Annotated in this window: 16 protein-coding genes, 8 tRNA genes and 3 rRNA genes; 3 read left to right on the top strand and 24 right to left on the bottom strand. The window is 39.6% G+C overall.

The window, feature by feature from the left end; all coding sequences use genetic code 11:
* Positions 1-946: 946 nt before the first annotated feature.
* The 8 genes from NSQ92_RS23435 to sigW form a co-directional block, all read right to left on the bottom strand.
* On the bottom strand, positions 947-1,426 hold the full coding sequence (locus NSQ92_RS23435) for a GbsR/MarR family transcriptional regulator (RefSeq protein ID WP_341153250.1): 480 nt from the start codon (positions 1,424-1,426) through the stop codon (positions 947-949).
* 30 nt (positions 1,427-1,456) lie between these two features.
* Positions 1,457-2,260: an alpha/beta fold hydrolase gene (locus NSQ92_RS23430; protein ID WP_095322864.1), complete on the bottom strand. Its 804-nt coding sequence runs from the start codon at positions 2,258-2,260 to the stop codon at positions 1,457-1,459.
* A 594-nt stretch (positions 2,261-2,854) separates the two neighbouring features.
* Entirely contained in the window at positions 2,855-4,657 is a 1,803-nt protein-coding gene (glmS, locus tag NSQ92_RS23425) for a glutamine--fructose-6-phosphate transaminase (isomerizing) (protein WP_341133314.1), read from the bottom strand.
* Between the two features lie 620 nt (positions 4,658-5,277).
* Positions 5,278-6,630: a phosphoglucosamine mutase gene (glmM, locus tag NSQ92_RS23420; protein ID WP_047943949.1), complete on the bottom strand. Its 1,353-nt coding sequence runs from the start codon at positions 6,628-6,630 to the stop codon at positions 5,278-5,280.
* Between the two features lie 42 nt (positions 6,631-6,672).
* Positions 6,673-7,995 carry a CdaR family protein gene (locus NSQ92_RS23415; RefSeq protein ID WP_047943947.1) on the bottom strand — a complete coding sequence of 441 codons (1,323 nt, stop codon included), beginning with the start codon at positions 7,993-7,995 and terminating at the stop codon, positions 6,673-6,675.
* Positions 7,988-8,812, bottom strand: a complete 825-nt coding sequence (cdaA, locus tag NSQ92_RS23410; RefSeq protein WP_047943946.1) for a diadenylate cyclase CdaA — start codon at positions 8,810-8,812, stop codon at positions 7,988-7,990. The genes NSQ92_RS23415 and cdaA overlap by 8 nt, the downstream gene beginning before the upstream one ends.
* Before the next feature lie 258 nt (positions 8,813-9,070).
* Positions 9,071-9,721, bottom strand: coding sequence for an anti-sigma factor family protein (locus tag NSQ92_RS23405; protein ID WP_047944013.1), 651 nt, complete (start codon positions 9,719-9,721; stop codon positions 9,071-9,073).
* 19 nt (positions 9,722-9,740) lie between these two features.
* Positions 9,741-10,304: an RNA polymerase sigma factor SigW gene (gene sigW / locus NSQ92_RS23400; protein ID WP_341153249.1), complete on the bottom strand. Its 564-nt coding sequence runs from the start codon at positions 10,302-10,304 to the stop codon at positions 9,741-9,743.
* A gap of 325 nt (positions 10,305-10,629) precedes the next feature.
* On the opposite strand from sigW, the gene NSQ92_RS23395 reads away from it, so the two are divergent.
* Positions 10,630-10,797, top strand: coding sequence for an aspartyl-phosphate phosphatase Spo0E family protein (locus NSQ92_RS23395; RefSeq protein ID WP_082138414.1), 168 nt, complete (start codon positions 10,630-10,632; stop codon positions 10,795-10,797).
* 81 nt (positions 10,798-10,878) lie between these two features.
* Here NSQ92_RS23395 and rocF read toward each other — a convergent pair whose 3' ends face one another.
* From rocF to NSQ92_RS23330, 13 genes are all read right to left on the bottom strand, one after another.
* The gene (rocF, locus tag NSQ92_RS23390; RefSeq protein ID WP_095257897.1) at positions 10,879-11,775 is read right to left on the bottom strand and encodes an arginase; all 897 of its coding nucleotides are present in this window, start codon (positions 11,773-11,775) and stop codon (positions 10,879-10,881) included.
* A 189-nt stretch (positions 11,776-11,964) separates the two neighbouring features.
* Positions 11,965-12,037: transfer RNA gene (locus tag NSQ92_RS23385), tRNA-Lys, on the bottom strand.
* A gap of 2 nt (positions 12,038-12,039) precedes the next feature.
* Positions 12,040-12,114, bottom strand: a tRNA-Gln gene (locus tag NSQ92_RS23380).
* Positions 12,115-12,157: 43 nt separating this feature from the next.
* A tRNA-Tyr gene (locus NSQ92_RS23375) sits at positions 12,158-12,241 on the bottom strand.
* Positions 12,242-12,271: 30 nt separating this feature from the next.
* A tRNA-Thr gene (locus tag NSQ92_RS23370) sits at positions 12,272-12,347 on the bottom strand.
* A gap of 28 nt (positions 12,348-12,375) precedes the next feature.
* Positions 12,376-12,451, bottom strand: a tRNA-Val gene (locus tag NSQ92_RS23365).
* Between the two features lie 3 nt (positions 12,452-12,454).
* Positions 12,455-12,529 (bottom strand) — tRNA-Glu (locus NSQ92_RS23360).
* A gap of 15 nt (positions 12,530-12,544) precedes the next feature.
* Positions 12,545-12,617: transfer RNA gene (locus NSQ92_RS23355), tRNA-Thr, on the bottom strand.
* A gap of 27 nt (positions 12,618-12,644) precedes the next feature.
* A tRNA-Asn gene (locus NSQ92_RS23350) sits at positions 12,645-12,719 on the bottom strand.
* Positions 12,720-12,729: 10 nt separating this feature from the next.
* Positions 12,730-12,846: ribosomal RNA gene (rrf, locus tag NSQ92_RS23345) — 5S ribosomal RNA — on the bottom strand.
* A 158-nt stretch (positions 12,847-13,004) separates the two neighbouring features.
* Positions 13,005-15,940, bottom strand: a 23S ribosomal RNA gene (locus NSQ92_RS23340).
* Positions 15,941-16,300: 360 nt separating this feature from the next.
* Positions 16,301-17,848 (bottom strand): 16S ribosomal RNA (locus NSQ92_RS23335).
* The 16S, 23S and 5S rRNA genes sit together here with 8 tRNA genes alongside, the layout of an rRNA operon.
* Positions 17,849-18,112: 264 nt before the next feature.
* Positions 18,113-18,352, bottom strand: coding sequence for a hypothetical protein (locus tag NSQ92_RS23330; protein ID WP_047943748.1), 240 nt, complete (start codon positions 18,350-18,352; stop codon positions 18,113-18,115).
* A gap of 140 nt (positions 18,353-18,492) precedes the next feature.
* Between NSQ92_RS23330 and pdaB the strand changes: the two genes are divergently transcribed.
* Together pdaB and gerD are read left to right on the top strand one after the other, a co-directional pair.
* Positions 18,493-19,242, top strand: a complete 750-nt coding sequence (gene pdaB / locus NSQ92_RS23325) for a polysaccharide deacetylase family sporulation protein PdaB (RefSeq protein WP_047943747.1) — start codon at positions 18,493-18,495, stop codon at positions 19,240-19,242.
* Positions 19,243-19,417: 175 nt separating this feature from the next.
* A complete protein-coding gene (gene gerD / locus NSQ92_RS23320; RefSeq protein ID WP_047943746.1) occupies positions 19,418-19,987 on the top strand; it encodes a spore germination lipoprotein GerD in 570 nt (189 codons plus the stop codon).
* 43 nt (positions 19,988-20,030) lie between these two features.
* On the opposite strand, the gene NSQ92_RS23315 is transcribed toward gerD, so the two are convergent.
* The 3 genes from NSQ92_RS23315 to NSQ92_RS23305 all read right to left on the bottom strand — a co-directional run bounded on the left by NSQ92_RS23315 (position 20,031) and on the right by NSQ92_RS23305 (position 22,511).
* Entirely contained in the window at positions 20,031-21,086 is a 1,056-nt protein-coding gene (locus tag NSQ92_RS23315; RefSeq protein WP_047943745.1) for a P-loop NTPase, read from the bottom strand.
* A gap of 143 nt (positions 21,087-21,229) precedes the next feature.
* A complete protein-coding gene (gene cwlD, locus NSQ92_RS23310; protein WP_095259490.1) occupies positions 21,230-21,949 on the bottom strand; it encodes an N-acetylmuramoyl-L-alanine amidase CwlD in 720 nt (239 codons plus the stop codon).
* Between the two features lie 121 nt (positions 21,950-22,070).
* Positions 22,071-22,511 (bottom strand): DUF2521 family protein, encoded by a 441-nt coding sequence (locus tag NSQ92_RS23305; protein ID WP_047943744.1) that lies wholly within the window; start codon positions 22,509-22,511, stop codon positions 22,071-22,073.
* Positions 22,512-22,585: the final 74 nt, after the last annotated feature.

Genomic DNA, 22,585 nt, shown 5'->3' with positions numbered 1-22,585 from the left:
TAGCTTCTTTAATCCACTTCTCAATTTCAGATGCTCTTTTTCTTTTAGACATAAAAACACCCCTTCTAAAGGGATAAAGTTCGTGACTTTCTTCAAAACATCGCAACTTTATTTCAAAGCCACACTCACTGTTGCTTTGAAATAAAGTTTGATCAAAATGGATTCCTTTTTGGCATATTTAATTTTCGGTTTTATAAAAAAGTTTGATTATTTCTTATTGAACTAATGCCCCCTCAATAAGGTTTACGAACGATTGTAGGAATTTAAACCCTTCCAGTCTTCAAAAGTTTTCTAAAATTCTCGGATAAGGCATTATCTTTGCTAAGTAGCAGAATTACTGAAGAGTCACAAAATACCAATTCCACAACTGCCTTTGGATGTTGTATTTTAGGATTTTCAACCCAAAAATTCGGTCTTGTGCGTCGTTAATGGATACCGCAACTCTTCTTCATTTTTTACAATCATGCATAAACTGATTGAAATCACATCGCCACCTCCGTTTTATTTTGTTTTTTCTTTATGGCATAGACAAACATGTAATCAATATGGGCATGTTTTGACAAGTGATCAAAAGACAAACCAAATTGCCCGGCAAGGAATTGAAGTTCTTGTAAAAAGAGCTGTATGTTTAATTTAGTATCGGAGGAATGGGAGGTGATGGATTTTATGTCATAAAGATATTCAGGAAATAGGGTATTTATGTTGCGAAGTTGCAACTTTATTTTAAATCTAAAACTGCACCTTTTGATTACAATAAAAAAGCGTTAATCTTTTTTCGATAAACGCTACCCTAGAGTTAAAGAAAAAAATCCTGTAAAAACAGGATTTTAAACAAACTTTATTATAAATTATCATTCTTTATTTTAAATAACCGAACTTTGTTTTAAATGATCAATCTTTTTTATAGACTGGACCACCTGATGTTCCTGCTCAATTATATCTACTACTAATTTCTATCTTTGATTTCTTTCCTCCATTCTAACAACACTTTTTCATGACTAGAGATCATACTATCAACCCAAAGGAGCATTTCAGAAAATTTCTTATTTGCATCAGAGTGTTCTTCTAATGCTTTTAAACCTAGTTCTACAATATTCTTCAAGTTTTTAAAACCATCAATCCTCGTTTTTATGGCATTATCCCATATGGACTCACTAACGGAATAATAATCTGTTCTATCTCCAACAGCTGATACTTTCTCTAACAATCCCATAGAAACTAGGAGTCTCACGTTTGTCGATACACTCCCTCTGCTTACCTTTAAAAGATTGGACATTTGTTCAGCTGATATAGGTTGATTAGAAACTAATAATAATCCTAAAATTCTTCCACCAATTCGTGGAATCCCATAGTCCTCATAATAAATACCTAACTTTTCTACAAATACCTGTTTTTCTTCATCATACTCCAACTCATTAATGTCCATGACTGAATATCCCTCTCTTTTTACAGTTATCTATTGATCATTCAAAAAGTCCCAAAAAACAGTATTAAATTGTGAAGGATTATCCTGATTAGCACAATGACTTGCATTGGATATTTCAAACAACCTACAATTTGATTCACTAGATGCCCATGAAGAAGCAATTTTCTTAATATTTCCTGTTTGGTCATGTTCTCCATAAACAAGCAAGATAGGTTTGTTTATTTTATATTCTTCTTCATAATGTAAACATGCTGCAGTTGCTAAAAATATTTTCATAAAATCCTTTTTTCCTACCAGATCAAATACCTGCTTCAAATAGACTTGTACATGCGGTTTTATCGCACTTGCTTTCACACTTGCGTTAACCAAATAGCTCCATGGGTACATCCGAATAATAAGTGGGGTTAAGTTCAAAAAAAACCTCTCTAAACCTGTCAACTTCATTGTATTACAAGTACAATCAATCAATACTAGCTTCTCTACTCTATATGGATAATAGAATGCCATCTCTTGTGCTGTATTGCCACCCATTGATTGACCAACAAATGTCGCCTTTTTTATACCTTCTTTATTCATTATCTCTACTAAATCATCCATCAATAACTTTATACTAAATTTATCACCCATGGGCCTAGATAAACCATGACCTCTTGCATCCCAAAGCAAGAGATTGAACTCATTACTTACAATTGGTACTTGCTCATTGAACATCTCGTGATCAGCACCAGCACCATGTAAGAATATTAACCATGAACTCTTTCCTTTATTTGAAACCCAATAGTGGATGTTACATCCATCTTTACTCAAAACTTTCTCAAATAATTCATTATTCATAGAAATACCTCACTTTATGAATACTTTAATATCTAATCTTATTTTATCTGTTTTACTTATTTTAATAAATACTAAAATAGGTAAAACCTAACACTGCATGGTTTCTATCTGTTAATTGGCAAATAGTTTATAGCTCCATTGTTTTTTGAACACCTCTTTGGATTGAATAATTACTGATAATATATCAAACGGCCATATCCAATAGGACGATCATCTGCTAATCCTACAAACATACCAGCATCATGTAATACACCTTCTATTTGATTATTATTCTCTTCCAATTCTCCCCTTTAATTATATTCCACTACAAAAAGTCAGTCCCAACCCTTATTGGACAAAGGATTGGAGGAATATGGAATAGAACGAAGCGATTGAATTTGCACCTAAAAACAGAATGAAAATTTGCCGAATCCCCATTGGATTTCAATCTGGTTTTCACCCGCTTTTTCGCATAAAAAAAACCGAAGGTCTGCCGGGAAAAGTACCGGAGAACCTTCGGAATTGGAACGTTATTTTTATCTAAGAACCCTTAATTTTATCTAAGGAAGGGAACTTTTATTTGAAGACAACTCACATAAAGAATTACAAAATAAATCACTCCACCGTAACACTCTTAGCCAAGTTACGTGGTTTATCTACGTCACAGCCTCTATGAAGTGCTGCATAGTAAGCAATTAATTGTAATGGTACTACAGAGATAAGGGGTGTTAACAGGTCGTGCACAGCTGGTACGATGTAGCGGTCGCCATCCATTTCTAAGCCTTTCATTGAAATGATGCATGGGTTTGCTCCGCGAGCTACTACCTCTTTCACGTTACCACGTATGCTTAAGTTAACACTCTCTTGTGTTGCTAATGCGATAATAGGTGTTCCATCTTCAATTAAAGCAATTGTTCCATGCTTTAATTCTCCACCTGCGAATCCTTCTGCTTGGATGTAAGAGATTTCTTTTAGCTTTAAAGAACCTTCAAGGCCAACATAGTAATCAATGCCGCGCCCGATATAGAAAGCATTTCTTGATGTTTCCAGATATTCTCGAGCAATAGCCTCTAGCTCTTCTTTATCTTCAAAAACGCCTTCCATGGCATTGGCAATGATACCTAATTCATGAATAAGATCAAAATCTATCTGGTAGCCTTTGCTTCTTGCTGTTACTTCTGCAAGGATAGACAATACAGCCATTTGCGAAGTATAAGCTTTAGTAGAAGCTACTGCAATTTCCGGACCAGCATACAATAATAAGGTGTGGTCAGCTTCACGAGACAATGTGGAGCCTGGTACATTTGTGATAGTTAGAGTTGGATAACCCATTTCCTTCACTTGCACAAGCACAGCACGGCTATCTGCAGTTTCTCCACTTTGTGTAATGAAAATGAACAGTGGTTTTTCAGAAAGCAGCGGCATATTGTAGCCGAACTCACTTGCCACATGAACCTCTACAGGGATTTTTGCTAATTTCTCAATAAATTGCTTCCCAAGAAGACCGGCATGATAAGATGTACCAGCAGCTACAATGTACAGTCGATCGGCAGCTTTCACCGCTTCAATGATCGCTGGATCAATTGTCAACTTTCCATCTTTGTCTTGATATTCCTGAATAATTTTGCGAATAGCTACTGGCTGTTCGTCAATTTCTTTTAGCATATAATGAGGATATGTCCCTTTTTCAATATCACTAGCATCTAGTTCTGCCGTATATGCTTCCCGGGAAATAACCTCTCCCTCTAATGTTTCAATCGTTACCTCGTCTTTTGTCACGATCACAATTTCTTTATCTACTAATTCCACATATTGATCAGTTACTTGAAGCATAGCCATTGCATCACTTGCGATAACATTGAAGCCTTCCCCTAAACCTATCAATAATGGGCTTTTATTTTTTGCTACATATATCATGTCTTTGTTTTGCTCATCTAATAAGGCAAATGCATAAGACCCTTTTAATAACTTTAGTGTTTGAACAAATGCTGCCTTTACATCACTTCCAGCTTCTACAAAATGTTCAATAAGTTGAACAACGACTTCCGTGTCTGTATCACTTTTCAAAGTGATATCAGCAAGATATTCCTTCTTTAATAAGTCATAGTTTTCAATAACGCCATTATGAACAATTGTAAAGCGTTCTGATGCACTTTTATGTGGGTGCGCATTTAATCTGCTTGGCACGCCATGAGTTGCCCAGCGTGTATGACCAATTCCAGCAGGTGCAAATACCTCTTCGTCCACAATACTGCGTAGGTCAGCAATTCGTCCTTTTTCTTTAAAAACTTGAACTCCCTCTCCATTGCTTAATGCAATACCAGCTGAGTCATAGCCTCTATATTCTAGTTTTTCTAAACCTTTTAATAAAATCTCTTTCGCATCCTGATTTCCAATATAACCAACAATTCCGCACATACTTCTTTTCCTCCGTTCTAAGGGAGCAAGAAGTCACTATTTAGGGAACAAACTTGCTCCCTTATCTCTGTTTTTTTGGGGTTATAAGTCGTAATATACTGCATCTTTTGTCCTGCATAAAGACAGATAAAAACAAAAGGTTGTAGATAATACAACTTAAAGATTACGCTTCTGATTAGCATGCCCTACTCTTTGTGCATTAAGTTACCTTAATGTTTTAAAGTATGACTTACGATTGGCTAATACAACCGGGAGGCATCCGCCGAAAAATCGATAAACCTCCTCCTCGTCAACTAGTTTCGTGTCGTCCATTACTAGTCCAGGCGCTTCAAATTCCTAAAATAACTCCTATCCTCCTTAACAACAGGTTTGCTTTTATTCAAAAAGCAATTTAATCATACCCTACCAAGAATCGTTCCGTCAAATACAATCCTATGACAAAATCGTAAATTTTTATTTCATTAACTGAGGTAGGATACATTCCGACACGAAAAGCGGAAAAAATAATAGGGTAAAAAACATTCCTTCGGAAATGTCTTTCACCCTAATAATGTATTCTATCGTGCTAATTGTGTTCCAAATTGCATAGATATTAGTATAAGTCCCTTATGTGTTTAAGTTTATTCTTCTGGTAAACCCATTTCCTCTTTAACAACTTCGGAAATAACATTCACATAAGCTTCACATAATTCCTCTGTTGGAGCCTCCGCCATCACACGTACAAGTGGCTCTGTTCCAGAAGGACGAACTAAAATCCTTCCATTTCCGTTCATATCTTGTTCCACTTTTGCAATTACTTCTTTTACTTTTTCATTATCTGTTACATGAAATTTATCTGTCACTCTAATATTCACTAATTTTTGCGGAAATTTCTTCATTTCTCCTGCAAGCTCCGATAGCTTTTTCTTTGTTACTTTCATAATATTAACTAATTGCAGCCCAGTTAAAAGACCGTCACCTGTTGTGTTGTAGTCAAGGAAGATAATATGTCCTGACTGTTCTCCACCAAGGTTATAGCCATTATTACGCATTTCTTCGACTACATAACGGTCTCCAACAGCAGTTGGAATGCTCGTAATTGCGTGTTGTTCTAGCGCTTTATAGAAGCCTAAATTACTCATGACAGTAGACACAACTGTATTGTTTTTGAGTCTTCCTGTTTCTTTTAAGTATTTTGCACATATATACATAATTTGATCGCCGTCAACGATATCCCCATTTTCATCAATAGCAATCAAACGATCACCATCACCGTCAAAGGCTAACCCAACATCTGCTTCTTTTTCTAGGACAAATTTAGAAAGCGCCTCAGGGTGTGTAGAACCTACGCCATCATTAATATTTAATCCATTCGGTGATGCGCCCATTGTAGAAATATCCGCATCCAAATCTGCAAACAAATGCATTGCTAAGGAAGAAGTTGCTCCATGTGCACAATCTAATGCAATGTGAATACCTGCAAATTCTTCATCCACTGTTTGTTTTAAGAATTGCAGATACTTCTGACCACCTTCAAAATAGTCATCAACCTGACCAAGATCTGCACCCGTTGGTCTAGGCAGCGTATCTTCTGCTTGATCAATCAGTGCTTCAATTTCTAACTCTTGCTCATCCGATAGTTTAAAACCATCAGGACCAAAAAATTTAATTCCATTATCTGCGACCGGGTTATGCGATGCAGAAATCATTACTCCCGCCTGTGCTCCTAATGCCTTTGTTAAATAAGATACACCTGGTGTAGAGATAACACCTAAGCGCATTACTTCTGCACCAATGGAAAGCAATCCTGCTACAAGCGCTCCTTCCAGCATATGTCCGGAAATACGAGTATCTCGTCCGATTAATACCTTTGGTCTGTCGTGGTCTTTTGTTAGGACGAAACCACCATATCTTCCTAGCTTAAACGCTATTTCTGGTGTTAGTTCACTATTTGCCACACCTCGTACTCCGTCCGTACCGAAATATTTACCCATTTCTATATCGCTCCTTCTAACTAGTATAGATCACGTTTTATGTTAAGCCTCTTTATTTGTAATAGACACACTCGCCGTATTCGTAGCTAGTTCCCAATCTATATTGTCAGGCCCATTTACTTTAATAGGGACTTCGTGCTCCCCATCATCCATTCCTGTTAAATCTATATAGAGATTAAAATCAGAGACACTCAATTCCCTTACCCTATTTTGCTCCCCAGAAATCCGAAGACTTGTACTACTACTTTTTGGTTTAGTAATGGTTGCCTCCAAATCGCTATTTAAGCCTATAATAGTAATAGGTACATTGCTTAACGTTCTTGTTTCTGTTTTTTCTGTCGTCGCGGCTTCCTCTGAATCTTGATTCTCCTGCTCATCCTCTTTCTGTTCTTTTTCTTGTTCTTGCTGTGCTGCTGTTACCTTTACTGTAACCTTTACAAGCTCTGGATCAACAGATGTTACCCCATTGGATATAATGACAGGTAATGTTAATTCTTCATCCTTTTCTATTTTACTTAGGTCAACTTCAACTCTTGTGCTTTCCACATCTTTTAAAACATCTTCTGGACCAGTGATAGTTGCTTCCTTTGTATCCAAAGTTATCGAGTCAATCGTTATACCATCCTGTGGCTTACCTTGTTCCACTATATTTATAGGTACTGTTTTACTCGTTCTTTTGACAGGAATATTCACTTCTACTATTTCTGGTTCCACTTGCACATTTAATTTATTTAAACTACCATCCAATACAGAAACCTTCGCCTGTTGGCTTACTGCCTCATTTGTATTTCCATCAAGATTTACATTTGCCTTTACATAGGCAATTTTTTCAATCTCATCTTTTGCTCCTGTAACCTTAACTGTTTTTGGCTCAATTTTCGGTGTTCCAGCAGCGTATCCCTTCGCAATAGCGTTACTGCTAAATTCTGCTTCTACATTAAATTCTTGAGTAACCTTTTCTTTAACCGTGACTTTTATCGTTTCGGGATCAATCGTTGCCCTAATTTTATCAGATAAGTTCTTTATTTGAAGGGGAACGGTCTTACTTCCTAAATTAGCATTTGCTAAATTAACATATACCTCAAAATCCTTTTTCAATTTAGCCTGCTGTATATGAACCGTTGGACCTCTTAAAGTGACGGTAACTGTTTTCGGTATCCCTGTGACAACTACATTTTCAGTATCATAATAGGCTGTTACCGGAATATCCTCTAAAATAACAGTTTCAGAATCACCTGGAACATTTACATCTGTTGAACTTTCATTGGGATCATATGCATAGGAAAAAAGTAAAAGAGCAAAAGCTAAGGATAAAACTTTTGTAAACCAATTTTTACCTATTACATTATTAAACAATTTACTCATTTTTCTTCCCCTTCCAGCTCCACTTACTAGACGTGGTTTGTTTGGTAGAAGGTGTTATCAAGGCACTAGATAACATTTCTCTAAATGCATCTAGTTTTAATTCTCTGTGCAAATCACCGTTTTTCGTTATGGAGATTGCACCCGTTTCCTCTGAAACAACGACGGTTAAGCTGTCTGTTACTTCACTAATGCCCAGTGCCGCTCTATGTCTAGTTCCCAGCTCTTTTGAAATAAAGGGACTTTCCGATAGAGGAAGGTAACATGCAGCTGCGGCAATATTTGTTTTTTGTATAATAACGGCTCCATCATGCAGTGGAGTATTCGGAATAAAAATATTAATCAATAGCTCTGCAGATATCTTTGAATCAAGCGCTATACCTGTTTCTATGTAATCACTCATTCCTGTTTCTCTTTCAATTGTGATTAACGCACCAATTCTTCGTTTAGCCATATAGTCTACTGCTTTTACAATGGATTCCACTAACTGGGCTTGGAGTTCATGTTCTTGAACAACGGATCGTGAAAAAAACTTCCCTCGCCCCAATTGTTCGAGAGCTCTTCTTAATTCTCCCTGGAAAATAATAATAAGGGCTAATGCACCCCACTGTATTACCTGCTGCATCATCCAGCCTAATGTTTGTAGTTGGAAATAGTCACTTAACATTTTAATAATTAAAATAACAAATATTCCATTCAACAATTGTACCGCTTTTGTCCCACGGATAATTGTAATAATCTTATAAATGACATACCAAACAAGGATAATGTCTACTGTATTCGCTAAATATTTTAAAAAAGGGAAATCTGCAAACGACATTTTCCTTCCTCCAAAGTATATATTTCAAAAGTGACGCTTTAGAAGATTTTTCCCTAACTCAAACATGTCAGGAGAAAACCTACAATTATCATATTATAACACAATTCCAATTAATACAAAGAAAAGCATAACCAACTATCTTGAAAACAATTAGATTGTCCATATCAGTAGTATATGTGTCTCCATTGTATTTAAGCCCTATTTTTACTCGAAAGAAAAATACATGTAAAACTAAATAAAAAAACCTGCAATTTAAAATTAAATTGCAGGAAGGCTATTTTTTTGGGTATTATCCTCATCACTAAATACCCCTGTAATATCCGTTACAGTTTTCTTTATATGGTACCATAACCAATCAAATATCTCGTTTACCTCTTTAATATCACCAGTTACTTGGTTAGCAGAAGCCATATACTTCTTTCCATTGATTACTGTTACATTTCCTTCAACTTGTCCCTCTATTTTAATATCTCCATTACGAACGATCACATCACCTTTTACTGTCTCTCCCTCTGGCACAATAGCTGTATTATTTTCTACTATTATATTTGGCTGTTTCGAAACAGAAAACTGATGATCCTCATTCCATGACGACATTAGACTCGATATCATTAATATAAGGAAAAGGGAAGCAGCAGCAAGCATAGGATGATGACGCAGCCATCGTTTCACTCTGACTTGCTTCTTTTCTTCCGGTAATTTAGCAAGTATATTTTCTGTAAAGTTCATTGGTGCTTGAATGTGAGAAGTACTTTGGACCAGTGCGATAGTTTTTTTCAGTTCATGAAAATGAGTTGCACATTCTTCACACTGATCTAAATGCTTCTTTAATTCTTTTAAATTCTCTTCTTCTATTTCTTCATCAAGATATTGATGCATATAGGAAATAATCTCTGTTGAACAAGTCATATTATTTTCACCTTCTTTATCAGACATACCGTAATTGTTTTCTCAACGCTTCTCTTCCCCTGTGAATACGCGTTTTAACTGTTCCTAAAGGAAGCTCCAGAATTTCACTTATCTCATTTAAAGAAAGTTCTTCGATATATTTTAAAACGATGACTGCTCGATACTTTTCAGGAAGTTTGGAGATTTCCCTTTGTATCATTGCTTGCAGTTCCATACTCTCTATATCTTCCTCAGGCAATTTTCCATCCGAGGAAATTTGCGAGTACATATTTAAGCCGTCTGTTCCTGGAACCTCTGCATCAAGATAATAATCTGGTTTCCTTTTTCTTATACGGTCAATGCATAGGTTTGTCGCAATACGATATAGCCATGTTGAAAACTTATATTCCATATTATAGCGATGAACATTCACATATGCACGAATAAAAGCCTCTTGTGCTATATCCTCTGCTTCATGCCTATTCCCCAACATCCGATAACAAATTTGAAACACTTTATCTTTATATAGTTCGATTATGTCACCAAATGCATTTTTATCCCCTTTTAAAACTTGTTGAATCCTTTTTTTTACTAATGCTTCCATCTATTTACCTCCGCTCTAGTGCGGCTAATCGATTTACGAATCGACAGCAGGAAAGGTTTCATTTTTTCTCTAAAAAAATTTTATTTATGTATAAAAAAAATAATATTCTCACTTATATGTAGTGAAAAATCTCCCTATTATGCACATCTATCTTTTTTAGGATACTCATTCTTATTTTAACAAATAATGCCACATAATGTTTAAAATTTTTAGAATTGGTTATAAAAAAAGTAATAATATGCTAAAATCAAGACAAGCAACATTTGAATTTACTACGGCTATATAGATTATGAAGAATTATAAAAACATATAGAGGGTGAAGCAAATGAGTGATAGAAAATTATTAAAAGACATTGAAGAACATCGTGAAATGATGATCTATTTGGCAAACAACACTTCTTTTTCGCACCCAAAAGTTGTTGACTTAAGTACAAAATTAGATTTGTTATTAAATAAATATGAAAAAATATGTAGTGAACTATCTGTTAAATAATAAGATTGCTTTTATCTTGCTTTCAGTCCAATTATCATCTAAAAAGCAGTGCATATCCACGCCTGCTTTTTAGATTTTAATTTATAGTAATTTTTCTCCAAATAGTGAACCCATCAATGCTACAGCTAACGAGGCAGTCTTGTTTCTTTCATCTAATATCGGGTTAACTTCTACAAATTCAGCGGAAGTAATAAGTCCAGACTCCGCTAACATTTCCATAGCTAAATGACTCTCTCTATAACTTATTCCCCCAGGTACTGGTGTTCCAACTCCTGGTGCATCATTTGGATCTAATCCATCTAAGTCTAGAGACAAGTGTACCCCATCTGTTTTTTCCTTTAAATAATCAATCGTACTCTCCATCACCTTCGTCATCCCTAGTCGATCAATTTCATGCATGGTAAAAACTTTTATTCCTAATTCTTTTATAAGCCTGCGCTCACCTTCATCTAAAGATCTAGCTCCTATTATCACTACATGCTCTGGTTTTATTTTAGGAGAGGCTCCTAATATATTGGTCAATAGCTCATGCCCATATCCTAAACTTACAGCCAGTGGCATGCCATGAATATTCCCTGATGGAGAGGTTTCTGCCGTATTTAAATCTCCATGTGCATCATACCAAATGACCCCTAAATTGGTGTAATGCTTAGATACTCCAGCAAGTGTCCCAATTGCTATACTATGATCTCCGCCTAAAACAAGAGGAAATGACTTTGATTGAATAATCTTATCAACCATTTCTGCAAGCATTTGATTTTTTTCTGCTATTAAATGAAGATTTCTAAGATTGCTTTGGACATCTATTATGGTTTCTGGTCTTCCTACTGATATATCTCCCCAATCTTCTATAGAGGAAAATAGCTTTGATAATCTTTCAAAAATACCTGCGTAACGGATTGCACTAGGCCCCATATCTACACCTCTGCGCATTTGTCCAAGATCCATCGGCATTCCAATAATAGTCAGCTTTCTCATGAAAATCCTCCCCCATCTCTCCAGTCATATTCTTCTTTTATTGTACCTTCTTCTGAAACAATGACTCAACTCAACATCTTTATGTATATATATGCGAATATTCTATAAATCCCAAGAGGAAACAACAAGAATGCCATGCTTAAAAAGCACAAAAAAACCAAACACGATTGTGTTTGGTTTAAAGAAAGATGAGCCATGGAGGATTCGAACCTCCGACCCTCTGATTAAAAGTCAGATGCTCTACCGACTGAGCTAATGGCTCGTTGGCTGGGCTAGCTGGATTCGAACCAACGAATGACGGAGTCAAAGTCCGTTGCCTTACCGCTTGGCTATAGCCCAAAAATATAAAAAGGACATATAATTAATATTGTCCAATCATAAATGGTGGAGGGGGACGGATTCGAACCGCCGAACCCGAAGGAGCGGATTTACAGTCCGCCGCGTTTAGCCACTTCGCTACCCCTCCGATATTCAAACTAATGACAATTTAAAAAAGTGGTGCCGGCTAGAGGACTTGAACCCCCAACCTACTGATTACAAGTCAGTTGCTCTACCAATTGAGCTAAACCGGCAATAAATTTATAAACTTTTAAGAATCAATGGTGGAGGATGACGGGATCGAACCGCCGACCCTCTGCTTGTAAGGCAGATGCTCTCCCAGCTGAGCTAATCCTCCAAATGGTGACCCATACGGGATTCGAACCCGTGTTACCGCCGTGAAAGGGCGGTGTCTTAACCGCTTGACCAATGGGCCATATTTATTTTCGTAAGCTTCCAACCGGGCTCGAACCGGTGACCTCTTCCTTACCATGGAAGTGCTCTACCTGCTGAGCTATGGAAGCACCTTGGCTAACATATAATAAAAATAATGGCTCCGCAGGTAGGACTCGAACCTACGACCGTTCGGTTAACAGCCGAATGCTCTACCACTGAGCTACTGCGGAATAATGGTATGCCTGGCGACGTCCTACTCTCACAGGGGGAGAACCCCCAACTACCATCGGCGCTGAGAAGCTTAACTTCCGTGTTCGGTATGGGAACGGGTGTGACCTTCTCGCTATCGCCACCAGACTTTTCTCAAGACATATTTTATTATACATGTTTTTGAGATTTTTTCAAGTATAATTTTAGAAAATTATTCCCTGAAAACTAGATTATGGTAAGAAGAAAGAAACAAGTAATCATTATGTCCAGCTTATCGCCGATTAACAGCGTTTCCGCTTTTCATTTTAGTTAAGTCCTCGATCTATTAGTATCAGTCAGCTCCACATGTCGCCACGCTTCCACCTCTGACCTATCAACCTGATCATCTTTCAGGGATCTTACTAGCTTGCGCTATGGGAAATCTCATCTTGAGGGGGGCTTCATGCTTAGATGCTTTCAGCACTTATCCCTTCCGCACATAGCTACCCAGCGATGCCTTTGGCAAGACAACTGGTACACCAGCGGTGCGTCCATCCCGGTCCTCTCGTACTAAGGACAGCTCCTCTCAAATTTCCTACGCCCACGACGGATAGGGACCGAACTGTCTCACGACGTTCTGAACCCAGCTCGCGTACCGCTTTAATGGGCGAACAGCCCAACCCTTGGGACCGACTACAGCCCCAGGATGCGATGAGCCGACATCGAGGTGCCAAACCTCCCCGTCGATGTGGACTCTTGGGGGAGATAAGCCTGTTATCCCCGGGGTAGCTTTTATCCGTTGAGCGATGGCCCTTCCATGCGGAACCACCGGATCACTAAGCCCGACTTTCGTCCCTGCTCGACTTGTAGGTCTCGCAGTCAAGCTCCCTTGTGCCTTTACACTCTACGAATGATTTCCAACCATTCTGAGGGAACCTTTGGGCGCCTCCGTTACTTTTTAGGAGGCGACCGCCCCAGTCAAACTGCCCACCTGACACTGTCTCCCACCCCGATCAGGGGTGCGGGTTAGAATGTCAATACAGCCAGGGTAGTATCCCACCAATGCCTCCACCGAAGCTGGCGCTCCGGCTTCCAAGGCTCCTACCTATCCTGTACAAGCTGTACCAAAATTCAATATCAGGCTGCAGTAAAGCTCCACGGGGTCTTTCCGTCCTGTCGCGGGTAACCTGCATCTTCACAGGTACTATAATTTCACCGAGTCTCTCGTTGAGACAGTGCCCAGATCGTTACACCTTTCGTGCGGGTCGGAACTTACCCGACAAGGAATTTCGCTACCTTAGGACCGTTATAGTTACGGCCGCCGTTTACTGGGGCTTCAATTCAGAGCTTCGCACTAACGTGCTAACCCCTCCTCTTAACCTTCCAGCACCGGGCAGGTGTCAGCCCCTATACTTCGCCTTGCGGCTTCGCAGAGACCTGTGTTTTTGCTAAACAGTCGCCTGGGCCTATTCACTGCGGCTCTCGCAGGCTTGCACCCGCAAGAGCACCCCTTCTCCCGAAGTTACGGGGTCATTTTGCCGAGTTCCTTAACGAGAGTTCTCTCGCTCACCTTAGGATTCTCTCCTCGCCTACCTGTGTCGGTTTGCGGTACGGGCACCCTAAATCTCGCTAGAGGCTTTTCTTGGCAGTGTGGAATCAGGAACTTCGGTACTATATTTCCCTCGCCGTCACAGCTCCGCTTATGTGGTAATGGGATTTGCCTCATTACCAGCCTAACTGCTTGGACGTGCTAATCCAACAGCACGCTTACCCTATCCTCCTGCGTCCCCCCATTGCTCAAACGATTTAAAGGTGGTACAGGAATATCAACCTGTTGTCCATCGCCTACGCTTTTCAGCCTCGGCTTAGGTCCCGACTAACCCTGAGCGGACGAGCCTTCCTCAGGAAACCTTAGGCATTCGGTGGATGAGATTCTCACTCATCTTTCGCTACTCATACCGGCATTCTCACTTCTAAGCGCTCCACCAGTCCTTACGGTCTAGCTTCAACGCCCTTAGAACGCTCTCCTACCACTGACATCATAGATGTCAATCCACAGCTTCGGTGATACGTTTAGCCCCGGTACATTTTCGGCGCAGAGTCACTCGACCAGTGAGCTATTACGCACTCTTTAAATGGTGGCTGCTTCTAAGCCAACATCCTGGTTGTCTAAGCAACTCCACATCCTTTTCCACTTAACGTATACTTTGGGACCTTAGCTGGTGGTCTGGGCTGTTTCCCTCTTGACCACGGATCTTATCACTCGTAGTCTGACTCCCAAGAATAAGTATTTGGCATTCGGAGTTTGTCTGAATTCGGTAACCCGATGGGGGCCCCTAGTCCAAACAGTGCTCTACCTCCAATACTCTAAATCTTGAGGCTAGCCCTAAAGCTATTTCGGAGAGAACCAGCTATCTCCAAGTTCGATTGGAATTTCTCCGCTACCCACACCTCATCCCCGCACTTTTCAACGTGCGTGGGTTCGGGCCTCCATCCAGTGTTACCTGGACTTCACCCTGGACATGGGTAGATCACCTGGTTTCGGGTCTACAACCACATACTATTTCGCCCTATTCAGACTCGCTTTCGCTGCGGCTCCGTCTCTTCAACTTAACCTCGCATGTAATCGTAACTCGCCGGTTCATTCTACAAAAGGCACGCTATCACCCATAAATGGGCTCTAACTACTTGTAGGCACACGGTTTCAGGATCTATTTCACTCCCCTTCCGGGGTGCTTTTCACCTTTCCCTCACGGTACTGGTTCACTATCGGTCACTAGGGAGTATTTAGCCTTGGGAGATGGTCCTCCCTGCTTCCGACGGGATTTCTCGTGTCCCGCCGTACTCAGGATACACTCAAGAGGGAACGAAGTTTCGACTACAGGGTTTTTACCTTCTACGACTGACCTTTCCAGATCGATTCGTCTACCCCGTTCCTTTGTAACTCCATATAGAGTGTCCTACAACCCCAAGAGGCAAGCCTCTTGGTTTGGGCTAATCCCGTTTCGCTCGCCGCTACTCAGGGAATCGCGTTTGCTTTCTCTTCCTCCGGGTACTTAGATGTTTCAGTTCCCCGGGTCTGCCTTCAGTACCCTATGTATTCAGGTAAAGATTCTATCCCATTACGGATAGAGGGTTTCCCCATTCGGAAATCTCTGGATCAAAGCTTACTTACAGCTCCCCAAAGCATATCGGTGTTAATCCCGTCCTTCATCGGCTCCTAGTGCCAAGGCATCCACCGTGCGCCCTTTCTAACTTAACTTAATTTCGACCAAAGATAAGCGGCGTATCTCTTCGTCAGCTTCTTCACTCTGCTCCTCACGTACTGTCGTACGCTCCGGTGCTCGTTCGGTCGCTTCCTTGACCTACTTGCTTCTCTTTGCTCTCCAATCTTTGAAGGAGTATTCGTTTAATACGACTACTTTTCAAAGAAGTAATTCTCTAAATAGAGAATCTAAGATGGCGATTACTCGGTTTCTTTCTTGGTTCTTACTTTTCATAATCTAGTTTTCAAGGAACAATCAGGCTTATTCAGCCTATCATTTTGAGGAATTGCTCCCTCAAAACTGAACAATCAAATCGTCAACAATCTTTGATGGAATGTAAATTCCATTTTCCTTAGAAAGGAGGTGATCCAGCCGCACCTTCCGATACGGCTACCTTGTTACGACTTCACCCCAATCATCTATCCCACCTTAGGCGGCTGGCTCCAAAAGGTTACCCCACCGACTTCGGGTGTTACAAACTCTCGTGGTGTGACGGGCGGTGTGTACAAGGCCCGGGAACGTATTCACCGCGGCATGCTGATCCGCGATTACTAGCGATTCCAGCTTCATGTAGGCGAGTTGCAGCCTACAATCCGAACTGAGAATGGTTTTATGGGATTTGCTCGACCTCGCGGTTTTGCTGCCCTTTGTACCATCCATTGTAGCACGTGTGTAGCCCAGGTCATAAGGGGCATGATGATTTGACGTCATCCCCACCTTCCTCCGGTTTGTCACCGGCAGTCACCTTAGAGTGCCCAACTGAATGCTGGCAACTAAGATCAAGGGTTGCGCTCGTTGCGGGACTTAACCCAACATCTCACGACACGAGCTGACGACAACCATGCACCACCTGTCACTCTGTCCCCCGAAGGGGAACGTCCTATCTCTAGGAGTGTCAGAGGATGTCAAGACCTGGTAAGGTTCTTCGCGTTGCTTCGAATTAAACCACATGCTCCACCGCTTGTGCGGGCCCCCGTCAATTCCTTTGAGTTTCAGCCTTGCGGCCGTACTCCCCAGGCGGAGTGCTTAATGCGTTTGCTGCAGCACTAAAGGGCGGAAACCCTCTAACACTTAGCACTCATCGTTTACGGCGTGGACTACCAGGGTATCTAATCCTGTTTGCTCCCCACGCTTTCGCGCCTCAGCGTCAGTTACAGACCAAAGAGTCGCCTTCGCCACTGGTGTTCCTCCACATCTCTACGCATTTCACCGCTACACGTGGAATTCCACTCTTCTCTTCTGCACTCAAGTCCCCCAGTTTCCAATGACCCTCCACGGTTGAGCCGTGGGCTTTCACATCAGACTTAAAGGACCGCCTGCGCGCGCTTTACGCCCAATAATTCCGGACAACGCTTGCCACCTACGTATTACCGCGGCTGCTGGCACGTAGTTAGCCGTGGCTTTCTGGTTAGGTACCGTCAAGGTACAAGCAGTTACTCTTGTACTTGTTCTTCCCTAACAACAGAGTTTTACGATCCGAAAACCTTCATCACTCACGCGGCGTTGCTCCGTCAGACTTTCGTCCATTGCGGAAGATTCCCTACTGCTGCCTCCCGTAGGAGTCTGGGCCGTGTCTCAGTCCCAGTGTGGCCGATCACCCTCTCAGGTCGGCTACGCATCGTCGCCTTGGTGAGCCGTTACCTCACCAACTAGCTAATGCGCCGCGGGCCCATCTGTAAGTGACAGCGTAAACCGTCTTTCAGCTTTTCCTCATGAGAGGAAAAGGATTATCCGGTATTAGCTCCGGTTTCCCGAAGTTATCCCAGTCTTACAGGCAGGTTGCCCACGTGTTACTCACCCGTCCGCCGCTAACTTTAAAAGCAAGCTTTTAAAGTCCGCTCGACTTGCATGTATTAGGCACGCCGCCAGCGTTCGTCCTGAGCCAGGATCAAACTCTCCAATAAAGAGTTGATTAGCTCATTGCTAAACTCTAGCTTTTTGTTACTTTTTTGTTTTACAACATTCGTTATAAAACGATTATTGTTGACGTTTGTTTGTTCAGTTTTCAAAGAGCAATTGATTGGCCGCTCAACAAGCGACTTTATTAATTTAACACACCCAAACCTAAGAGTCAACTACTTTTTTATTTTCTTATTCATTGATTTCTCTCATGTCGAAGTGACGTTTATTAATATACCAAGATAACTATTATTCGTCAACAGTTTTTTTCACATTTTATATTTTTCATCCAACAGTTTACTTTCTGGCAGGATATATGCCAGACATTCTTTAGGGGAAGCCACTCTTTTAAGTAAAATAAATAAATTCTTATACCTTTCAACCATCGCCTTTTTCACAGCAAGATCAATTCTTTTATCTCCTAAATCTAATAAAATTTCATCCAATTCCCTTTTTATTAGATATTCAATCTCTTTTATTTCCTTTTTATTTAATAATAATCCAATCATTACTAATCCTCCTGCTGCATCCATATTTTGGTCTCTGTATTATGTACTAGTTTTTCTTTTTTTATAAAAGTTTTGTCATTATTTTTTTCTTTTCAACATAAATATGAGACGAGCAGTAAAGTGGACGAGGTGACAAACAGATGAATATTTTCTATGTTCTTAACAGTAAATCCTTAAAACAAATGGCATTGATAGTTGTAGTATCCTTCTTCACAGCCTGGTTTTTGTATGTGGAAAATATTGTCCAAATCCCTGTATTTTCTTCAAAGGATGGACCAAAGGCTGTTTATAAAGGGGAAAAAGGAGTTGCACTCACCTTTAATATTGGATGGGGTGACAAAAAAGCAGAACCAATTCTTGATATCTTGAAAGAAAAGAAAGTGAACGCAACATTTTTTCTTGCTGGTTCATGGGCAGAAAGGCATCCTGAATTAGTCAGCAGAATGGTAAAGGAAGGACATGAAATTGGAATACTAGGTTATGACTATGTGGACTATTCTGAAGTAAAAGAAGAAAAAATTCGCCAAGACATATCTAAAGCAAAAACGGCATTTCAAAAATTAAAAGTCGAAAATATTTTATTAGCTAGAGCCCCAACTGGTCATTTCAGCCAATCTACCTTAACTATTGCAGACCAATATGATTATACATTAGTCCACTGGAGCATCGACTCTAAGGATTGGACCAATCCCGGAGCACAACAAATCATTAAAAAAGCTGCTTCAGCTAAAAAAGGGGACATTGTTTTATTACATGCTTCTGATTCTGCCAAACAAACTGCAAAAGCCCTACCAGAGATTATTGGTAAATTACAAAAAAAGAACTTAAAGTTTGTTACTGTTTCAGAAATGATCTCCAACGCTGATTCCAAATCGAAAGAAGTACATTAAATCAAAAAAGCTGTGCCTTAAGTTAGAGGGAATCGATTGAATAAAGATCGAGAAACTCTTTTAGGGTCAGTTTTTTTCTTTCTTATTTCATTATCTTTTCCTTACCATCAGGAATAAAAATTCAAAAAGAATCCATTCTACTTAATAGATATCTTTAATGAAAGAGGTAATTATCATGCTAAAAAAAGGGATTACCCTCCTGTTAGTCATTTCTTTATTAAGCGGATGCTCAGAAAGTGAAAATTCTCAACAAATGGACTATGATCAAACGAAAAAAATGATTGTGGATATATTAAAAACAGATGAAGGGAAAAAAGCTATTCGTGAAGTAATGAACGATGAAGAAATAAAACAAAACTTGGTTATGAATGAAAAAGCAGTAACAAACACAATAGAAAAAACACTTGTTTCTGACAAGGCGGCTGAATTTTGGCAAAAGAAATTCAAAGATCCTGAGTTTGCTGAAACAATGGCAAAAAGCATGAAATCCGAAAATGAAAAATTGATCAAAGACCTAATGAAGGATCCAGGATATCGGAAAATGATGGTCGAGTTGCTGCAAGATCCTTCACTAGAATCAGAAATGAAGAACATTTTAAAAAGCACAGAATATAGAGAGCATGTAGAACAAATCCTCCAAGAAACAATGGAAACACCTGAATTCAAGTCCAAATTTAAAGAATTACTAGATAAAGCTGCGAAAGAAGCCTCTTCCTCTTTATTATCTGAAGAAAATAAAATATAAAAAGAGGTACCTTCAAAGGAAGGTACCTCTTTGCTATCAGCAGTTAGTTTTCTACTCTATCTACTGCCATCTCTAACACTTCTACTATTTGTTCAGCAATCCCCTTATATCTTTCACCAATAGGATGCGTTTCTTTATAGACGGATGGAGCAAAATCCTCTTCATTCCAATCTGGCTGCCCCAATGGCAGTTCTCCAAGTAAGGGTACCTCCAAATCCTTTGCTAATTTCTTTCCTCCCCCCTTGCCAAACACATATTCCTTTTCCCCTGTTAAACGGCTTTCAAAATAAGACATATTTTCTATGACACCTAATATCTCATGTTCTGTTCTTAATGCCATCGCTCCAGCACGTGCTGCAACAAACGCAGCAGTTGGATGAGGTGTTGTTACGATAATTTCTTTACTTGTCGGCAGCATAGAGTGGACATCTAGGGCCACATCACCTGTTCCTGGTGGTAAATCTAATAGGAGATAATCAAGCTCTCCCCATTCTACTTCATCCATAAAGCTTGTCAGCATTTTACCAAGCATTGGCCCTCTCCAGATAATAGGCGTATTATCTTCAACAAAGAATCCCATCGAAATAACTTTAACCCCAAAACGCTCAACCGGAATAATACGCTCCTTTATTACTTCTGGTCTATTCGTGATCCCCATCATATCTGGAACACTAAAACCATATATGTCAGCATCCAGTAACCCAACTTTTTTCCCCATCCTTGCTAAAGAGACAGCTAAATTTACGGAAACCGTTGATTTTCCTACTCCACCTTTCCCACTAGCAATGGCAATATAAATTGGCTTCTTCTCTTCAGATTCTGTTTCCTTTATTATTTCCTCTACAAGCGCACTAGATAATTCCGTAAAACGTAACCCAACACTTTCTACTCCTCTTTCTTTAAGCGCGCTGACAATTTGATTTTGCAACTCGATTTGATAGGCGGAACCAAGCTTTGCTACAGCAACCTTTAAACTGGCATGCCCTTTTTCTTCATTCCATTTGACATCTTTCACTGCGCTCAGTTCAAGCAATGATTTATGTAAAAAAGGATCGATCATATTCTCCACTATCTTCTCAATTTCTTCTTTTGTTATCATGACGCAATCCCCTTTCCTATTTTTACTAACAGTATAGCATAAAAATAGTTATCGTTTACATTCTGAAGATTCAAACGTTATTACCAGCATTTATTTCCCGGGAATAGAATCGACAAAAATAAGAATAGAGACATGATTCGTCTCTATTCTTGAATTTCAAGTTCCTCTTCATTTGTAAAAAAGCGATTAACCCCTTTATAAATAGACGCTGCTATTTTCTCCTGATAGTCTTCTTTCATAAGCTTTGCCTTTTCTTGTGGATTTGATAAGAAACCTACCTCCACTAGCACTCCTGGTCTCTCGGCATATTTAAGTATGTATACACTCTCCAGCGTTTTTGCCTTTCGGGTAGTATTCTCTAAGTTATCAATTAATTCGTCTTGAATAAACTTGGCAGCTCTATCGTTTCCTTCTTGCTTAGAGGAATAGAAGGTTTGTGCTCCACTCCATTTCGATGAAGGGATAGCATTTAAATGAATACTCAAGAATAAATCCGCATCCGATTTATTGATAATGCTTATTCTTTCTTTTAAATCCTCAACTTTTCGATTGCGATAGCCTTTCGTACTTTCACTAGCCAAATCCTTATCCACTTCTCTTGTCATGATGACTAACGCTCCTTGCTCTTGCAGATAATCTCGAAGCTTTAAGGAAACGCTTAAGGCAATATCCTTTTCCAATACCTCATTATCCCCTGCACCACCATCAGGCCCGCCGTGTCCAGGATCAATAATGATTACTTTTCCGGTTAATGGCAAATTCCAGGCATCCCATGAATCATCATTTGAGAAATCAAGTTGCAAAATAAAGAAAAGGAGTGCTAGTCCTAGGATATATATACTTATTTTCCACTTTTTACTCACAGTTAACCTCATTCCCCCCTATGCCCGTCCTTATTCATACTATATGGAGGAATACGAGGTTTTAGAACAGCAAGTCCTTCTTTCAGGTCATAACAAAAAGATGGCATCCTCATGCCATCTTTCAATGTAAGCGAAGCTTTCTTCTCTTATTCGCTTTCATATAACCTTCCAGCCACCATTCATCAACAAATTGTTCGCATAAATAGTAAAGGGATTCATTTTTATTGCTTTCCTCACTGCCCCAATAAAGAAGAAAATGATAAAGTGTTTCTTTTAAATGAACATCTTCTTCCTTGCATCTATTTTTTATAGCTTGAATTTCTTCGCCATATTCACTAAATTTACTGTAATTCGCTCCTAAAAGAAAGGCCTCTATTGCCACATCATAACATGCCTCTTCTATACCACTGTTCATTAAGATACTAGAAGTAAGGTTAGAGGAGCCAAAATAGTGAGCTACCTTTTCTTTTAATTCTTTAACGGATATTTCCTTAAGAACTGCTCTTTCATATTTTATTTGTTTCTCGCGTTTTTTTATATCAAAGCTTGTAATGACTGCCAATTGATTTCACCTCTTGCTGTTATTTTTCAACCAACAAGATGAGACGATACTAGTCTAACAAACCTTTTAGCATC

It is taken from the genome of Niallia sp. FSL M8-0099 (assembly GCF_038006945.1).
GTDB lineage: Bacteria > Bacillota > Bacilli > Bacillales > Cytobacillaceae > Niallia > Niallia circulans.
The sequence above is the reverse complement of the archived record's forward strand: the minus strand, read 5'-3'. Positions and strand labels throughout refer to the sequence as shown.

Coding starts and splice junctions, on each gene's coding strand:
- NSQ92_RS23405 (WP_047944013.1), bottom strand. CDS start 9,721: ATGACTTGTTCAACAGAGATTATTTCCTATATGCATCAATATCTTGAT.
- pdaB (WP_047943747.1), top strand. CDS start 18,493: ATGAATATTTTCTATGTTCTTAACAGTAAATCCTTAAAACAAATGGCA.
- NSQ92_RS23415 (WP_047943947.1), bottom strand. CDS start 7,995: ATGAGTAAATTGTTTAATAATGTAATAGGTAAAAATTGGTTTACAAAA.
- glmM (WP_047943949.1), bottom strand. CDS start 6,630: ATGGGTAAATATTTCGGTACGGACGGAGTACGAGGTGTGGCAAATAGT.
- rocF (WP_095257897.1), bottom strand. CDS start 11,775: ATGAGAAAGCTGACTATTATTGGAATGCCGATGGATCTTGGACAAATG.
- sigW (WP_341153249.1), bottom strand. CDS start 10,304: ATGGAAGCATTAGTAAAAAAAAGGATTCAACAAGTTTTAAAAGGGGAT.
- cdaA (WP_047943946.1), bottom strand. CDS start 8,812: ATGTCGTTTGCAGATTTCCCTTTTTTAAAATATTTAGCGAATACAGTA.
- NSQ92_RS23395 (WP_082138414.1), top strand. CDS start 10,630: ATGAGTGATAGAAAATTATTAAAAGACATTGAAGAACATCGTGAAATG.
- NSQ92_RS23330 (WP_047943748.1), bottom strand. CDS start 18,352: ATGATTGGATTATTATTAAATAAAAAGGAAATAAAAGAGATTGAATAT.
- NSQ92_RS23435 (WP_341153250.1), bottom strand. CDS start 1,426: ATGGACATTAATGAGTTGGAGTATGATGAAGAAAAACAGGTATTTGTA.
- NSQ92_RS23430 (WP_095322864.1), bottom strand. CDS start 2,260: ATGAATAATGAATTATTTGAGAAAGTTTTGAGTAAAGATGGATGTAAC.
- NSQ92_RS23315 (WP_047943745.1), bottom strand. CDS start 21,086: ATGATAACAAAAGAAGAAATTGAGAAGATAGTGGAGAATATGATCGAT.
- glmS (WP_341133314.1), bottom strand. CDS start 4,657: ATGTGCGGAATTGTTGGTTATATTGGAAATCAGGATGCGAAAGAGATT.
- gerD (WP_047943746.1), top strand. CDS start 19,418: ATGCTAAAAAAAGGGATTACCCTCCTGTTAGTCATTTCTTTATTAAGC.